Below are 12,683 nucleotides of genomic sequence, written 5' to 3'. Positions count from 1 at the left end.
CGGCGGTGGTGTGGGTGTAGCTGAACCAGTGCTTCACTCCCCGCCCCCCATCCACCAGTCCATCGCCCGCTGCACCCACTCGACCCGCTCGACGTAGCAGGCGACGGTCGCGAGGGCTCCGACCGCGAGGATGATCACCAGCGTGGTGATGGCGGCGGTGAGCTGGTCGGGGGTCATAGCTGCCTCCGATACCAGTCGCTCAGGGCCTGGTGGCACATGCGAACGGTCGCGACGTCACCTGCTGCGGTGTGGTCGGGCTCGGGGATCTCGACCCCGAGCTGCCTGCACGCCTCGGCCACGTCCTTGAGCCCGCGCGGCTCGTCCCACCCGAACGCGGGCATCGCGTAAGTCTCGATGTCGAGCAGGCGGTGATGCCACGGTGCGCGTCCCCAGCGAGCGCGGAGGAAGCTCGTGTCGAAGGCCGGGTTGGCGCCGACGATCGTGGCGCCCTTCATCGCCCTCATGGCTTCGGTCTCGAACGGCGTAGACGCCGAGGAGCGGCCCTGGATCACATCTGGCACACGGTCCAGGTATCGGCCGATGCGCAGTGCGGCAGGCTGGGCGTGCATGAGATCGTGCGGCAGGAAGTCGGCGAAGATCTCGCCGTCGTCGATGGCATACGCCAGCTCCCAGATCTCGCCCTTGCTGGGGTCCAGGGAGGTGGTTTCCGTGTCTACGTAAATGAAGGTCATGCGAATTTCCCATCCAGATTGCGGTCGCGTGATTCCCATCCGGATGTCCGGCGGTTCTTTGACTGGTCGGAGTAGGTAGCCCAACGGCAGTTCTCGGGCGAGTAGGGTCCGTCATTGTCGATTCGATCGAGGCTGTAGAGGTGTCTGCCGCTGGGTCCGGTGCCTTCCGGCCGGGGGCCCATGTCCGCCACGAACGCCCAGAAGTCGTCGCGCCAGCGGTCGCACATCGCGATCCCCCGCCCCCCGTAGTCGGCGTAGCGCGGGTGTGACGGGTTCTCGCATCGCCGCTTGGCTTCGTTGTATATGTCCCTCAGTGGATGGCGGCTGATGCCGTTGTTCCACTTCGGATTTCGCTTGCCGCTGTAGTCGCGCCGAGCGCTCGCGGCTAAGCCGGCGCACCGGCGTGAACAGTGCTTTTGCCTGTGCCAGTTGGACTTGCTCTTGGGCTCAAAGGTCCTGCCGCAGTGGGGGCATGCCTTCGGCGTGTACGTCATCGGTACAGCTCCTTGATCGTGTGGTGGTGGTCATCGAGCACGGCGTGGAGTCGGTCGATCAGTGCGTCGATGGCGGGGTCGGTGGTCATGACGCCCCCAAGATCGCGTCGGCGACGGTGAGGGCCGGGTGATTGCGGAAGACTTCGCGCTCGGCGTCACGATGAGGGATGCCCGAGCCGTCGGTGATTCGATGGCGGACGAGCGCCTCGCATTCGATGACCTCGGCATCCAGCCAGTCCGCCACTGCGAGCGCGACGGGCGGTGACATGGTGGCGATGTAGGTGGCGTCCTCGGCCATCCAGACATCAGCGACGTCGCCGAATACGTCATCGGGCTGATCTGGCAGGGCAATGCTGGCTTCGTAGTCACTGGGCGAGCCCTTGCTCACGACCCAGCGTCCATCACTGGACGCCGAGACGACCTCCCGCAGCACCCTTGCCGCCTCACGCAGGCGATCGGCGCTCATGGTCGGTCCTCGCCGAAGCTCATCTCGGCGCGCATGGCGCTGACGAGTTCCTCGATCTGGTCGTCGGTCTCCACGGCGTATCGGGCATGGCTGAGGGCGTCGATCTCGCGGCCCTCCAGTAGGGACTTGCAGGCGTTGAAGGCGTGCCCACCTCGACGCTTCTTGAGATCTTCGAGGTGCTCGGTGGTGGCTTCCATGGGTGCTCCTGAATGAGAAAAGCCGCCACGAGGGCGGCTTGGATGTGGATGGTGGGGTGGGGGCGGGAGGTCACTCGTTTGCGATCTCCAGCAGCACGTCGGCGTGGCACGGCTGGTCGAGCGGGCACCAGCAAGCGAGGTCACGACCACGCAGCTCGGCTCGAATGGTCGACCAGTCCGGATAGCTCCAGTCGATCCACCAGTCGCCCGGCCGGGACTTCCAGACGTGCCGCTCACCAAGCCCTCCCCCGATCACGCCATTGCCGACCGTCTCTCGGAAGTAGGTGGCGGCGAACGCTCGATGGTCCTGAATTTCAGGTTTCCAGCGCCGCATCATGAGCTCGGTGAGCGGGTTGCCCCAGCGCGTCGGTCGCCCGACATAGACGGCTCCCTCGGGCATGCGCCAGCCCTTCTCGCGCTTGCGTTGAATACGTCGCGGCATGGCGTCGCTCCTCTCTACGTGGTGGCCGCCGCCCGGTGTGGTCGGTACGGCGGCGCGGGGGTCACGAGCTGGTGCCGCGTGACGTGGGGGTGAGCTGCTCGATCGCGCGATTCGTCAGCCGGGCGCCGATGAGGGTCCGCAGCCCGTGGACCTGCTTGTCCCACTCGGCCCATGCGGCACCGACGCGCTCGTGCAGCTCCATCGACGGGTGATGACCGGCGTCCTGTGGTGGCTCCTTGGTGAGCAGGTCGACGAGGAAGCCGATGAGCTGGGTGGTGGTGCTGTCGACCTCGATCAGCTCGTCACGGGCGGTCATGGCGAGACCGCCAAGAGCACCGCATTGATTCCGCCGACAACTCCGGCAATGACGGCGAGATAGATGCCGAGGTAGATGAAGTCTCGGTTCCTCATGCTGCCTTCTTTCCGGCCGCGATATAGCGTCCGATTCGGTGGGCATGCGTGCCCGGGAGGTTGCTCGGCTCGTAGCCGACGTTGACGATCTTCTTGGCGGCTGCCCATGCGCGAACGCGGGCGCCGATGACGTTCGGCTCGGAGATCTGATCCGTCAGGTGCCGGAAGTCGTTCGCGCTGAACTCGATGCCCGCCCGACATGCGCTCTCGATCGCCTTGTCCACGATCGCCGCGTCGTCCGGGTGAGCTGCGACCGTGCGTGCCATTCCCTCGGTTGCCCGGTCGAACGGCTCGCTGGCTTTCGAGCACGACCTCTCGTGACCCTGGACCTCGGCGTGATGACCGCACTCATGGCAGCGACCCGGCAGTGTGCGCAGGAAGTCCAGGAGGGTGGGGGTCATCATCGGCAGTACTCCCCGTGCTCGTTCGCCGTCCACGTCCCGCCCATCTCGCCGCACAGGTCGCGCATGCCGGAGTCGACGCCGCGGTCGTAGGTGACACTGGACAGTCCGGCGATCGCGGCCAGGATCATCACGGCCAACGCGACCATCACGGCGGTCAGGATGTGGAAGTCGCGGCGGGTCATGAGGTCCGTCGCTCTCGGCGTGCGGTCCGTGCCCTGGCGGTGGCACGGGTAGCGAAGTAGCGCTCGCGTGCTGCGTCGTGGGCGTCCCTGGTCTGGTGACGCCACGAGAACCAGCCGGGCATCTTCTGCGCCTTGCCGCCAGTTCCGTAGTGAATCGCCTTGCTCGTCATGATGTCGACCTCCTGGGGTCGGGTAGAAGGAAGCCCGCCGCGTCGGGGTGACGGGGCGGGCTGGGGTGGGGGAGGTGGTGGTGGGGGTCAGTCCCTGAGATCCTCGAGGGACTCGACGCCGGCAAGGGATGCGAGTCGAGCTCTCTCTTCGTTCGTGACCTGATGGGGTTCGCGGTCAGGCAAGCCGTCAGGGAGGCAGTCGGAGCACGGCTCATCCCCGGGCAGGTTGTTGCGACCCTCCCACTGCCACTTTGCGGCCCGACCGTTCGGGCAGGAGCCTTTCACGTGGACCGTCCCAAAGAGGGTGACGACAAGGGTGCCGTCAGGGACCTTGCTTTTCATGACCCCTCCTTGACTGCTCGGAACCAGTGACGATTTCCGCGCAGGGATTCAATCAGGCGAGTGTTCGACTCGTTCATTTCTGCGGCGGAGAGCAAGGCGTCACGCTTGCTCATCGGCTTGGGGAATCGGTAGGCGGCTTCCACCGGCTCTTGGAAGACGACCTCAACGAACCACTGCTCGGGCGGGGGCTTCGGCTTCCTGCGGAACCAGCTCATCCCGCCATCACGCGCCTGCACGCTTCCTCGCCAGTCGGATCTCGATACTCCAGCCGCCAGAACTCGTCCTCGCTCATCGCCATCAGCTCGGCGAAGTGCCGGACGATCCAGTGCCGCGACAGGTGCGGGAAGAGGACGCTCAGGCTGTCGCAGGCGTCGCGCTTGGACATCGGCGCGAGGTGAGCCTGGAGCGCCGGGTAGTCACGACGACGGCACGCGTCATCGAAATCGGCGTCGACGTCCTCTCGTGGAGAGGTCCGGGGGGCGAGGGTGGTGAGGGCGTGGGGTGGGGAGGTCATGCGGACTTCCGTCCAACACGGCCCCACGCGTCGACCGTGCGATTGCGGAGGGCGATGCGGCGCTCGATCTCAACGAGGTCGTCATCGGAGAACCGCCACGTGCTCGCGCGGTTCCGGGCTGGTCGCATGTGCGGCCAGGGGTTGACCCCGACGCAGCGACGCTTGACCTGCTCGGGCGTGATGCCGAAGTGCTCGGCCACATCTTCGATGGTGTGGAGGGTGGCGGTCATCGGAGGCCCCCAACCACGACATCTTGTGCCCCTCGGCGTGTCATGTCCGTAGATGTAGGGATATCCCGGACAATTGACGTAGAACAGCCACCGACCGTGAGGAGGTGATCGAGGTGGCGAGCAAGAAGAGGGGCAGTGGTGCGCCGAAGTACAGGTCCGCTGTGACCGGGCTGTACGTGACCGAGCGTTACGCCAAGTCCCACCCGAGGACGACCGTCAAGGAGTCCAAGTAACGCACCACTGCCGCCAGGCAGTGCAACCAAGGCGGGGTCAGTCGTTGGGCGGCTGGCCCCGTCGCCATGTGCACGATGTTTCATGATGCTACTCCTCCTTCGTGGAGCCACTGGTCAACGTCTTCCGGCGAGTACCGGACGAGTCGGCCGACTTTCTGGAACTTCGGGCCGGTCTTCCTCCAGCGCCACTGCGCGAGCGTCTGCGTCTTCACGCCGAGGAGGTCAGAGACCTGCTCGGGAGTCAGGAGGGCGCTCATGCCGCATCGCTCCCGGCCGGAAGCGCGCCGACCTTGCGCCGGATGAACTCGACGCCGGACGGCAAGACGCGAGTCGTGTAGCTGGTCCCCCGCTCACCGTTCGAGCGCTCGAACTCATACGCCTTGACTGCGAAGTGGTGCATGTACTGCTGGTACGGGGTGTTCCGCATCGCGCCCTTGGAGATCAGGACGCCCGCACCGCGCAGCTTGTCGAAGAGCTTGTTCTGGCTCAGGCCCACCATCTTGGCGACGGCACCGATCGAGTACGTGCCGTCCGCGTCGATGAACGCGTCGTAGGCCTCGGCCTTGGGTGTCGCGATCGCCAGTGCGGCCTCCGACTCCTCGGCCCGCTTGGCGGCCTCGGCGGCGAGCTGGAGCAGCTGGGAGGACGGGAGCGCAGCGAGCATCTCGACATCGGAGCCGTAGCGCCCCGTCTTGCGGATAGTCGGAAGCACGTCGTGCTTGACCCAGCGCTTGAACCCCTGCGCTCCGGGGATACGGCTGCGGAGGATGGCGTCGTACAGGCCGGGCTCACTGATGACGGTCACGCGCTGGTCGCCGCCAGGGGTATGCAGAACTTGCAGACCCTTTTCATCGGCGTCCATCGAGCGGGTCATGGCCTCAGTGGCCGAGTACCCGAGCACTACTGCGACGTCCGCGGCGACGAACCACGGCTCGCCGTCGATCGCGAGTGTGCGGACCGCGTGGCCGGTGTAGGTGAAGACGCTGAGATTGGTCATGCGGCGCTCCGTGAATTGGGCTTGATGATACGTCCGCTGTCAGCGGATATCGAGGGCACGAAGAGGATCTCCAGGGGGACCTCAAGCGCCTCCGCGATGTTCTCGGCGATGCGTGGCGTGCAGCTCTTCTTGCGTGCCTTTACGAGGTGGCTGATGAAGGACTTCGAGCATCCCGCGTATCGGGCGAGACGGTCATAGCTGAAGCTGCGCTGCTCCATCAGCGCCTTCAGCGTCTGAGGCGACGTCAACTGCATCCATACTCCTTGGGGCCAGCGGCGCTTCCGTGCAGCCATTTTCTTGCCTCTCATCCTCTCCTGGTAGACGGCTTGGTGTCAACCAACTGCGGATAATCTATCAGGTGTAGGTAGACGCCTGTCAAGTGCCGGTTGATACTGCTTCTTGCGGCCATTGCAGATACGGCAGGATGGGGCATGACTTTGTGGTAGACGAAATCGTCGATCGCGGACCGGTTTCCCGGTAGACCTAATGGTCGACGGGACGCTTGCGCACCGGATCGGCCGAAGCGGAGAGTGTCGGCATGAACAACGTCCCGAACATCTGGGCGCTCGTCCAGGCGCACATCGATGACACCGGTGTGACCGAGGCGACGATCGCCAAGAGGGCCGGGACGAAGCCGCAGACGATCAACTCGTGGAAGGCGCGCGGACTCACCAAACTTCCTGAGGCATGGCTGATCAAGAGCCTCGCCAGGGAAGTGCGCGTGCCCTACCGGGAGATGCTCGATGCGGTGCTGCGCGACATTCGATACCTACCCGAGGAGGTGGTCGGAGATGAACGAGACTCCGCCCCCAATACGCCGGGGCCAGAAGGCCCCGCCCCCGATGAGTTAGAGCGGCTGCGGGCCGAGCGTGAGGCCAAGAAGGCCAAGCGCTCGGCGGCCCGTCGCCGACCCCAGGAGCCCGACGATCCGACGTAACTGTCAGTGACCGCCTCTATGGTCGGTTCGACAATGATCAGGCCATGGATGCTCGCAGGGGAACTCGACTTGCTGACTATCGAGTTCGTGGATGACCTGCCGGACGGGAAGCTGGGCGACACCTGCCACATCTCCCGGACCATCAAGCTCAAGAAGGGCATGCGTCAGCGTCAGCGGCGAGCGGTGCTGTTCCACGAGCTGATCCACCTACGCCGAGGCGGCGTCGAGGATGACGACGAGCTCGAGGCCAAGGAAGAGCGCGTCGTTGAGCGTGAGGTTGCTGAGGGCTTCATGCCGACCGAGAGCCTGATCGAGGCGCTACTCTGGTCTCAGGACGAGTACGAGCTCGCGGAGTGGTTCCACATCGACGTGCACACCGTGCGGGATCGTCTCCGCCTGATGAGCTACGCCGAGCGGTGCTTCATCGACGAGGAGGTCGACCGCCGCGAGGCGAGGATGCCCTAGTCCAGCGCCCGCATCCCACTGATCTCGGCCGTGCCCCCGAGGATCGCATCGAGCTTGTCGAGTCCGGCATCGGTGACATCGCCGACCATGGTCCCGTAGGTGCCGATCGTCGTCTCGATCGACTCATGCCCGAGACGCTTCTGCACCGACGCCAGGGACTCCCCCGTCAGTAGCATCAGCACCGCGTGCGTGTGCCGGAGCATGTGCAGCTCGAACGTCGGTGCGCGATCGAGCCCCTTCTCAAGTGCCACCTGGAGGATGCGCTTGCGTGTGCGCGGGCCGTCGCTCTTGAGCTTGGTGGCGGTCCACACGTCGGAGTGGAACGCCGAGTACGACCACTTGCTCCCCCGTCGATTCGTCAGGAGGAGAGACGTGGCTGGCCGGCCCTCGATGCGACGGCGGACCATCGCCGCGGCTTCCGAGCCGAGCTTCACCCGCCGGGTCGCCGCGGTGCTCTTGCCCTCATCCTCGGCGTAGTAGAACGAGTTCCCGTCGCGGCGCAGGACGCGTCCCATGCTCACGAAGACGCCATCGTCACCGAGGTCATCTACATCCATCACTCGCACCGCCACCGCCTCGGACCAGCGCCAGCCGGTCGAGACGAGGAACAGCAGGAGGTCAGCTGCATCGGGGTCGACCTCGCGGGCGGCCTCGTGTAAGACCTTCCACTCGGCCGGCGTGATGCCCTTGACGCGCTTCCTGTGAGCTTTTGGCAGATCGGTGGCGGTGCACGGGTCGACCACGGCGAGGCCGCGTGAGGGCGCGTTCGCCCACTTGTAGACCTGGTGCAGCAGCGAGTGGCACTCGATCACCGTCTTGGGCGCGAGCTTGTCGGTCAGCTTGTCGATCCACTCCTGCACGTCCGACTCAGAGACGACGCTCGCAAGCTTGTCGCCGAGGTGCGGCTTGATGTGCAGGCGGATCAGCTGCTCGTAGCGCGTGAGGGTGTACGGGCTGCGGACGCGCTTCGGCCGGCCGTCGGCATAGCGGGCATCTTTCCACTCGAACCACCGATCGACGATCTCACCCACCGTGTGCTTGAGCACTTTGTCCGGCTCGGCCTCTCGGATGATCGCGCGCGCTCGCGCTCCCCCGGCAGCAGCCACGAGATCACAGAAGTCTTGGGCGTGCTTGCGGGTGATGAAGGTCTCCGAGGCGCTGCTCGATCCATCACGGAATCGGACCCGCCAAGTGATCGTCCCGTCCTTGGACTGGTAGCGCTTCGGCGTCGGCATGCCATCAGTCTAATCCGTATAGTCGTGTAAACCTGGGTAAATCTCTATACGGGAGAGTGATTCTGCCTGGAATCATTGGAGCCGGTGACGGGAATCGAACCCGCGTATCTTGCTTGGGAAGCAAGCGCTCTGCCATTGAGCTACACCGGCAACGCCCCCGACTATAGCGCCCCGCGAGACCCGTCCACGCTACGGTGGCGCCATGCCTCTCGTGTTGCTGGAAGCCGACGGCCCGATCCGCACCATCACCCTCAACGCACCCGACCGGCTCAACGCCCTCGACATGCCGTTGCTCGACGAACTGCGCGACGCGATCGCCGCGGTCGCCGCCGACCCCGACGCCCAAGCCCTTGTCGTCACCGGCGAGGGCAAGGCCTTCTGCTCCGGCGCGAACGTCGACAGCCTGTTCGGCGACACCAGCCGGCCGACCGAGCAGCTACGCGAGCACCTCATGCACGTCTACGGTTCGTTCCTCGGGCTGCGCGGCCTGACCATCCCGACCATCGCCGCCGTCCAGGGCGCCGCCGTCGGCGCAGGACTCAACATTGCACTGTGCTGTGACGTCATCATCGCGGGGCCGCTCGCCGGCTTCGGTCCCACCTTCTCGAAGATCGGCCTGCATCCCGGAGGAGGCTGCACGTGGATGCTGACGCAGCGCATCGGCTCGGCCAACACCGCCGCCGCGCTCTACGCCGGGGACATCATCGAGGCCGAGAGGGCACTGCGCCTCGGCATCGCCCAGGAACTCGTCGAGGACCCCAAGGGGCGAGCCCGCGAACTCGCCGAGCGCTACACCTCCCGCAATGCCGACCTCATGGGCGACATCAAGCGGTCGGTCCAGATCGCCGCGACCGGCGACCTCAACGAATCCCTCGACTTCGAGTCCTGGGCTCAGGCCGAGTCGCTCGCGAGCGAGGAGTTCGCCGCCTTCTCCGCCAGGTTCCGCCGCTGACTACCCTCTCCGCCAGCCCCTCGCCGGCTACGGAAGATGTGACTCCGCGGTTGCCATGACCGCCGCCGAGTCACATCGTCCCTCGCTCCAGGTCGAGACGGGCGGGGTGCCCAGCCCCGGCGCGGTCAGACCGAGGCGTGAGCATCGGCCACGGCACGGGCCTCCTCGCGCAGCATCTGCACGACGAATCTGACCGAAGGCCTCTCGAGCCGGTCCGGTCGCAGCACGGCCGCAATCTCCCGCTTGGCACGGATACCGACCAACGGCCTCGTGACCAGGCCGTTGCCATGCTCTCGTGTCGTGAAGCGAGGGAGGATCGCGATCCCGTGGCCGGCGGCCACCAATGCCTCGACGATGCCGTTGTCGACGATCCGCTGCGTGATCCGCAAGGGCTCGCCGGTGACGGCCACGAGCCGGATCAGCACATCGTCATAGGGATGACCGTTCGGCACCCCGATCCACGTCTCCTCCGCGACATCGCGCGGCGACAGGGTCGCCTTCCGCGCCAGCCGGTGGTCCTCCGGGAGGGCGACGTCCAGGGGCTCGCTCATCAGCGACACGACCTGCAGACCCCGCTCGTGCCAGGTCTCACGCATGTCCGGCGAGTCCGCCACGACGATGTCGTAGTCGGGCACCAGATCGGCGACATCGTGCCACCGCGAGAGATCGGTGTCGTGACACACCAGCCGCACACTCGGCTCCTCGGCCATCCGCCGCAACGCGCCCGGCAGGAGCATCTCCCCACCCGTCGGGAAGGTCGTCAGCCGCACGTCACCGGCCGGACGCGACATATAGTCGTGCCACTTCGCCTCCGCCCGTTCGATCGCCACGGCGATCTCCGTCGCGGTCCGCGCCAGAGCCTGTCCCGCCGAGGTGAGCGCGACACCGCGCCCCGCCGGCTCCACCAGCTGGAATCCGGCCTCGCGTTCTAGCAGTTTGAGCTGCTGGGAGATGGCCGACGGAGTGACCTTCATCTCATCGGCGACGGCAGCGACCGACCCCCGCTCGGCCAATTCCCGCAGAATCCCAAGGCGGCGTACATCCATATAGAAAAACTACACGTTGCATGTAGTTCAGTTCGATTGTTCTTGGCAATCGGTGCGGCCATCATGGAGATCGACACCGACTCGAACGAAGGGAGCCCTCATGATCGCCATCACCGCACTGGCAGCCATCACGCTCGCCGTGGGGGTCACCCGCACGGTGCAGCTCGTACGCACGGACGGCTACCGCCGCGTGCCCGCGCGTTGGCAGTGACCACCCGCTGCCGACCAGCGAAGGCCCCAGCTCTCCCCCGAGGAGCTGGGGCCTTCTTCTTTTTGCACGAACCAACCGCCACCCCGGACTTGATCCGGTAAGTTACTCGCGAGATACTTAAGTTACCCGGCAGTAGTACCGAGTCCGCCGGACCACCCCCATCTCGTGCAAAGGACGCTGGCATGAGCCACTACAAGAGCAATCTGCGTGACGTCGAGTTCAACCTCTTCGAGCTGTTCGACCGGGGCTCGGTGCTGGGCACCGGCCCCTTCGCGGAGGTCGACACCGACACGGCCAAGAGCATCCTGGCGGAGGTCGAGCGCCTCGCTCGCGAGGACCTCGCCGCCTCCTTCGCCGACGCCGATCGCAACCCCCCGGTCTACGACCCCGACGCCAAGACCGTCACCATGAGCCCCGAGTTCGCCAAGAGCTACCAGGCCTGGATGGACTCGGAATGGTGGCGTCTCCAGCTGCCCGAGGAGCTCGGCGGCCAGCCCGCGCCCTCCTCGCTCATCTGGTCCCTCGGCGAGTTCATCCTCGGCTCCAACCCGCCCATCTGGATGTACGGCGCGGGCCCGGCCTTCGCCCGCATCGTGTGGGAGAACGGCACCGAGCGCGACCAGAAGATCGCCGAGCACATCATCGAACGCCGCTGGGGCACCACCATGGTGCTGACCGAGCCCGATGCCGGCTCGGACGTGGGCGCCGGCCGCACCAAGGCCTTCCCCAATGAGGACGGCACCTGGCGGATCGAAGGCGTCAAGCGCTTCATCACGTCCGCCGAGCACGACATGAGCGAGAACATCATGCACCTCGTCCTCGCACGCCCCCAGGGCGTCGAGGGCGTCGGTGGCCCCGGCACCAAGGGCCTGAGCCTGTTCCTCGTGCCCAAGCTGCACTTCGACCTCGAGACCGGTGAGCCCACCGGCGAGCGCAACGGCGCCTATGTGACCAATGTAGAGAAGAAGATGGGCATCAAGGTCTCCACCACCTGCGAGGTCACCTTCGGCGACGGCGAGCCGGCCACCGGCTGGCTGCTCGGCGAGGTCCACAACGGCATCGACCAGATGTTCCGCGTCATCGAGAACGCCCGCATGATGGTCGGGTCCAAAGCGATCGCCACGCTCTCGACCGGCTATCTCAACGCCCTCGAGTACGCCAAGGAGCGCGTGCAGGGCGCCGACCTGCTCGACCCGGCCAAGACGGCCCCGCGGGTCACCATCACCCACCATCCGGACGTGCGCCGGTCGCTCATGACGCAGAAGTCCTTCGCCGAAGGCCTGCGATCGCTGATGATCTACACCGGCACCTGGCAGGACGAGATCGCCGTCAAGAAGGCCGCCGGCGAGGACGCCGCTCTGGCGGAGTCGGTCAACGACTTCCTGCTCCCGATCGTCAAGGGCTACGGCTCGGAGCGCTCCTGGGTGCTGCTGGGCACCGAGGCGCTGCAGACCTTCGGCGGATCGGGCTTCCTGCAGGACTACCCGATCGAGCAGTACGTCCGCGACGCCAAGATCGACACGCTCTACGAGGGCACCACCGCGATCCAGGGTCAGGACCTGTTCTTCCGCAAGATCGTCAAGGACAACGGCCAGGCGCTGACTTTCCTGAACAACGAGATCCAGTCCTTCATCGACAGCGAGGCGGGCAACGGCCGCCTCAAGGTCGAGCGTGGCCTGCTGGCCCAGGGGCTCGCGGACACCCAGGCGATCGTCGGGGCGATGTTCAACGACCTGATGGCCGCCAACCCGGCCGACGAGACGGGCGATGCCCGCAATGTCTACAAGGTCGCCTTGAACACCACCCGCCTCGTCTACGTGCTCGGCGACCTGGTCGTCTCCTGGCTGCTGCTGCGCGGTGCCGAGGTGGCCTTGTCCCAGCTCGATGCCGGCGTGACGGGCACGGACCGCTCGTTCTACGAGGGCAAGGTCGCCGCCGCGTCCTGGTTCGCCAAGACCGTGCTGCCCAAGCTCACCGCGGAGCGCCAGCTCGCCGAGTCCGTCGACCTCGACCTCATGGACCTCGACGAGTCCGTCTTCTGACCTGACGCGGATGTGATGACG

Annotated in this window: 22 protein-coding genes and 1 tRNA gene; 4 read left to right on the top strand and 19 right to left on the bottom strand. The window is 66.0% G+C overall.

What is annotated here, in order from left to right; all coding sequences use genetic code 11:
* Positions 1–33: 33 nt before the first annotated feature.
* The 16 genes from FNM00_RS18675 to FNM00_RS00380 form a co-directional block, all read right to left on the bottom strand.
* Positions 34–177, bottom strand: coding sequence for a hypothetical protein (locus tag FNM00_RS18675; RefSeq protein WP_185972895.1), 144 nt, complete (start codon positions 175–177; stop codon positions 34–36).
* Positions 174–692 carry a 3'-5' exonuclease gene (locus tag FNM00_RS00450; RefSeq protein WP_143911047.1) on the bottom strand — a complete coding sequence of 173 codons (519 nt, stop codon included), beginning with the start codon at positions 690–692 and terminating at the stop codon, positions 174–176. The genes FNM00_RS18675 and FNM00_RS00450 overlap by 4 nt, the downstream gene beginning before the upstream one ends.
* Entirely contained in the window at positions 689–1,186 is a 498-nt protein-coding gene (locus tag FNM00_RS00445) for a hypothetical protein (RefSeq protein WP_143911046.1), read from the bottom strand. Before FNM00_RS00445 ends, FNM00_RS00450 begins: the two co-directional genes overlap by 4 nt.
* Positions 1,187–1,271: 85 nt before the next feature.
* On the bottom strand, positions 1,272–1,652 hold the full coding sequence (locus tag FNM00_RS00440; protein WP_143911045.1) for a hypothetical protein: 381 nt from the start codon (positions 1,650–1,652) through the stop codon (positions 1,272–1,274).
* A complete protein-coding gene (locus FNM00_RS00435; protein ID WP_143911044.1) occupies positions 1,649–1,849 on the bottom strand; it encodes a hypothetical protein in 201 nt (66 codons plus the stop codon). The genes FNM00_RS00440 and FNM00_RS00435 overlap by 4 nt, the downstream gene beginning before the upstream one ends.
* 70 nt (positions 1,850–1,919) lie before the next feature.
* The gene (locus tag FNM00_RS00430; protein ID WP_143911043.1) at positions 1,920–2,291 is read right to left on the bottom strand and encodes a DUF4326 domain-containing protein; all 372 of its coding nucleotides are present in this window, start codon (positions 2,289–2,291) and stop codon (positions 1,920–1,922) included.
* Between the two features lie 61 nt (positions 2,292–2,352).
* Positions 2,353–2,607 carry a hypothetical protein gene (locus FNM00_RS00425; RefSeq protein ID WP_143911042.1) on the bottom strand — a complete coding sequence of 85 codons (255 nt, stop codon included), beginning with the start codon at positions 2,605–2,607 and terminating at the stop codon, positions 2,353–2,355.
* Between the two features lie 91 nt (positions 2,608–2,698).
* On the bottom strand, positions 2,699–3,106 hold the full coding sequence (locus FNM00_RS00420; RefSeq protein ID WP_143911041.1) for a hypothetical protein: 408 nt from the start codon (positions 3,104–3,106) through the stop codon (positions 2,699–2,701).
* On the bottom strand, positions 3,103–3,288 hold the full coding sequence (locus tag FNM00_RS00415) for a hypothetical protein (RefSeq protein ID WP_143911040.1): 186 nt from the start codon (positions 3,286–3,288) through the stop codon (positions 3,103–3,105). Before FNM00_RS00415 ends, FNM00_RS00420 begins: the two co-directional genes overlap by 4 nt.
* Before the next feature lie 257 nt (positions 3,289–3,545).
* Positions 3,546–3,800 carry a hypothetical protein gene (locus tag FNM00_RS00410; RefSeq protein ID WP_143911039.1) on the bottom strand — a complete coding sequence of 85 codons (255 nt, stop codon included), beginning with the start codon at positions 3,798–3,800 and terminating at the stop codon, positions 3,546–3,548.
* Positions 3,797–4,015, bottom strand: a complete 219-nt coding sequence (locus FNM00_RS00405; protein ID WP_143911038.1) for a hypothetical protein — start codon at positions 4,013–4,015, stop codon at positions 3,797–3,799. Before FNM00_RS00405 ends, FNM00_RS00410 begins: the two co-directional genes overlap by 4 nt.
* Positions 4,012–4,314, bottom strand: a complete 303-nt coding sequence (locus tag FNM00_RS00400; protein WP_143911037.1) for a hypothetical protein — start codon at positions 4,312–4,314, stop codon at positions 4,012–4,014. Before FNM00_RS00400 ends, FNM00_RS00405 begins: the two co-directional genes overlap by 4 nt.
* Positions 4,311–4,544, bottom strand: a complete 234-nt coding sequence (locus FNM00_RS00395; RefSeq protein ID WP_143911036.1) for a hypothetical protein — start codon at positions 4,542–4,544, stop codon at positions 4,311–4,313. The genes FNM00_RS00400 and FNM00_RS00395 overlap by 4 nt, the downstream gene beginning before the upstream one ends.
* A gap of 313 nt (positions 4,545–4,857) precedes the next feature.
* A complete protein-coding gene (locus FNM00_RS00390; RefSeq protein ID WP_143911035.1) occupies positions 4,858–5,034 on the bottom strand; it encodes a helix-turn-helix transcriptional regulator in 177 nt (58 codons plus the stop codon).
* Entirely contained in the window at positions 5,031–5,774 is a 744-nt protein-coding gene (locus FNM00_RS00385) for a phage antirepressor (RefSeq protein WP_143911034.1), read from the bottom strand. Before FNM00_RS00385 ends, FNM00_RS00390 begins: the two co-directional genes overlap by 4 nt.
* Positions 5,771–6,028, bottom strand: coding sequence for a helix-turn-helix domain-containing protein (locus FNM00_RS00380; RefSeq protein WP_221933527.1), 258 nt, complete (start codon positions 6,026–6,028; stop codon positions 5,771–5,773). Before FNM00_RS00380 ends, FNM00_RS00385 begins: the two co-directional genes overlap by 4 nt.
* A 284-nt stretch (positions 6,029–6,312) precedes the next feature.
* On the opposite strand from FNM00_RS00380, the gene FNM00_RS00375 reads away from it, so the two are divergent.
* Both FNM00_RS00375 and FNM00_RS00370 read left to right on the top strand, forming a co-directional pair.
* A complete protein-coding gene (locus tag FNM00_RS00375) occupies positions 6,313–6,711 on the top strand; it encodes a hypothetical protein (protein WP_143911032.1) in 399 nt (132 codons plus the stop codon).
* A gap of 87 nt (positions 6,712–6,798) precedes the next feature.
* On the top strand, positions 6,799–7,176 hold the full coding sequence (locus FNM00_RS00370) for an ImmA/IrrE family metallo-endopeptidase (protein WP_143911031.1): 378 nt from the start codon (positions 6,799–6,801) through the stop codon (positions 7,174–7,176).
* Here the strand turns inward: FNM00_RS00370 and FNM00_RS00365 are convergent.
* Positions 7,173–8,411 (bottom strand): tyrosine-type recombinase/integrase, encoded by a 1,239-nt coding sequence (locus FNM00_RS00365; protein ID WP_143911030.1) that lies wholly within the window; start codon positions 8,409–8,411, stop codon positions 7,173–7,175. The two genes, FNM00_RS00370 and FNM00_RS00365, sit on opposite strands and share 4 nt — an antisense overlap.
* Positions 8,412–8,487: 76 nt before the next feature.
* A tRNA-Gly gene (locus FNM00_RS00360) sits at positions 8,488–8,561 on the bottom strand.
* Positions 8,562–8,613: 52 nt separating this feature from the next.
* Between FNM00_RS00360 and FNM00_RS00355 the strand changes: the two genes are divergently transcribed.
* A complete protein-coding gene (locus FNM00_RS00355) occupies positions 8,614–9,363 on the top strand; it encodes an enoyl-CoA hydratase (protein WP_143911029.1) in 750 nt (249 codons plus the stop codon).
* 125 nt (positions 9,364–9,488) lie between these two features.
* Here the strand turns inward: FNM00_RS00355 and FNM00_RS00350 are convergent, their stop codons facing one another.
* A complete protein-coding gene (locus tag FNM00_RS00350; RefSeq protein WP_143911028.1) occupies positions 9,489–10,409 on the bottom strand; it encodes a LysR family transcriptional regulator in 921 nt (306 codons plus the stop codon).
* A gap of 393 nt (positions 10,410–10,802) precedes the next feature.
* On the opposite strand from FNM00_RS00350, the gene FNM00_RS00345 reads away from it, so the two are divergent.
* The gene (locus tag FNM00_RS00345; RefSeq protein ID WP_143911027.1) at positions 10,803–12,662 is read left to right on the top strand and encodes an acyl-CoA dehydrogenase; all 1,860 of its coding nucleotides are present in this window, start codon (positions 10,803–10,805) and stop codon (positions 12,660–12,662) included.
* The last annotated feature ends 21 nt before the right edge of the window (positions 12,663–12,683 follow it).

The organism is Aeromicrobium piscarium, assembly GCF_007421815.1.
In the GTDB taxonomy this organism is placed as follows: Bacteria; Actinomycetota; Actinomycetes; order Propionibacteriales; family Nocardioidaceae; genus Aeromicrobium; species Aeromicrobium piscarium.
Note: the sequence above shows the minus strand (reverse complement) of the source record. Positions and strands in the feature narration are given on the sequence as shown.

What these genes read in the sequence shown, in the direction of transcription:
- FNM00_RS18675 (WP_185972895.1), bottom strand. Translation starts at nt 177, where the DNA reads ATGACCCCCGACCAGCTCACCGCCGCCATCACCACGCTGGTGATCATC.
- FNM00_RS00450 (WP_143911047.1), bottom strand. Translation starts at nt 692, where the DNA reads ATGACCTTCATTTACGTAGACACGGAAACCACCTCCCTGGACCCCAGC.
- FNM00_RS00445 (WP_143911046.1), bottom strand. Translation starts at nt 1,186, where the DNA reads ATGACGTACACGCCGAAGGCATGCCCCCACTGCGGCAGGACCTTTGAG.
- FNM00_RS00440 (WP_143911045.1), bottom strand. Translation starts at nt 1,652, where the DNA reads ATGAGCGCCGATCGCCTGCGTGAGGCGGCAAGGGTGCTGCGGGAGGTC.
- FNM00_RS00435 (WP_143911044.1), bottom strand. Translation starts at nt 1,849, where the DNA reads ATGGAAGCCACCACCGAGCACCTCGAAGATCTCAAGAAGCGTCGAGGT.
- FNM00_RS00430 (WP_143911043.1), bottom strand. Translation starts at nt 2,291, where the DNA reads ATGCCGCGACGTATTCAACGCAAGCGCGAGAAGGGCTGGCGCATGCCC.
- FNM00_RS00425 (WP_143911042.1), bottom strand. Translation starts at nt 2,607, where the DNA reads ATGACCGCCCGTGACGAGCTGATCGAGGTCGACAGCACCACCACCCAG.
- FNM00_RS00420 (WP_143911041.1), bottom strand. Translation starts at nt 3,106, where the DNA reads ATGATGACCCCCACCCTCCTGGACTTCCTGCGCACACTGCCGGGTCGC.
- FNM00_RS00415 (WP_143911040.1), bottom strand. Translation starts at nt 3,288, where the DNA reads ATGACCCGCCGCGACTTCCACATCCTGACCGCCGTGATGGTCGCGTTG.
- FNM00_RS00410 (WP_143911039.1), bottom strand. Translation starts at nt 3,800, where the DNA reads ATGAAAAGCAAGGTCCCTGACGGCACCCTTGTCGTCACCCTCTTTGGG.
- FNM00_RS00405 (WP_143911038.1), bottom strand. Translation starts at nt 4,015, where the DNA reads ATGAGCTGGTTCCGCAGGAAGCCGAAGCCCCCGCCCGAGCAGTGGTTC.
- FNM00_RS00400 (WP_143911037.1), bottom strand. Translation starts at nt 4,314, where the DNA reads ATGACCTCCCCACCCCACGCCCTCACCACCCTCGCCCCCCGGACCTCT.
- FNM00_RS00395 (WP_143911036.1), bottom strand. Translation starts at nt 4,544, where the DNA reads ATGACCGCCACCCTCCACACCATCGAAGATGTGGCCGAGCACTTCGGC.
- FNM00_RS00390 (WP_143911035.1), bottom strand. Translation starts at nt 5,034, where the DNA reads ATGAGCGCCCTCCTGACTCCCGAGCAGGTCTCTGACCTCCTCGGCGTG.
- FNM00_RS00385 (WP_143911034.1), bottom strand. Translation starts at nt 5,774, where the DNA reads ATGACCAATCTCAGCGTCTTCACCTACACCGGCCACGCGGTCCGCACA.
- FNM00_RS00380 (WP_221933527.1), bottom strand. Translation starts at nt 6,028, where the DNA reads ATGCAGTTGACGTCGCCTCAGACGCTGAAGGCGCTGATGGAGCAGCGC.
- FNM00_RS00375 (WP_143911032.1), top strand. Translation starts at nt 6,313, where the DNA reads ATGAACAACGTCCCGAACATCTGGGCGCTCGTCCAGGCGCACATCGAT.
- FNM00_RS00365 (WP_143911030.1), bottom strand. Translation starts at nt 8,411, where the DNA reads ATGCCGACGCCGAAGCGCTACCAGTCCAAGGACGGGACGATCACTTGG.
- FNM00_RS00355 (WP_143911029.1), top strand. Translation starts at nt 8,614, where the DNA reads ATGCCTCTCGTGTTGCTGGAAGCCGACGGCCCGATCCGCACCATCACC.
- FNM00_RS00350 (WP_143911028.1), bottom strand. Translation starts at nt 10,409, where the DNA reads ATGGATGTACGCCGCCTTGGGATTCTGCGGGAATTGGCCGAGCGGGGG.
- FNM00_RS00345 (WP_143911027.1), top strand. Translation starts at nt 10,803, where the DNA reads ATGAGCCACTACAAGAGCAATCTGCGTGACGTCGAGTTCAACCTCTTC.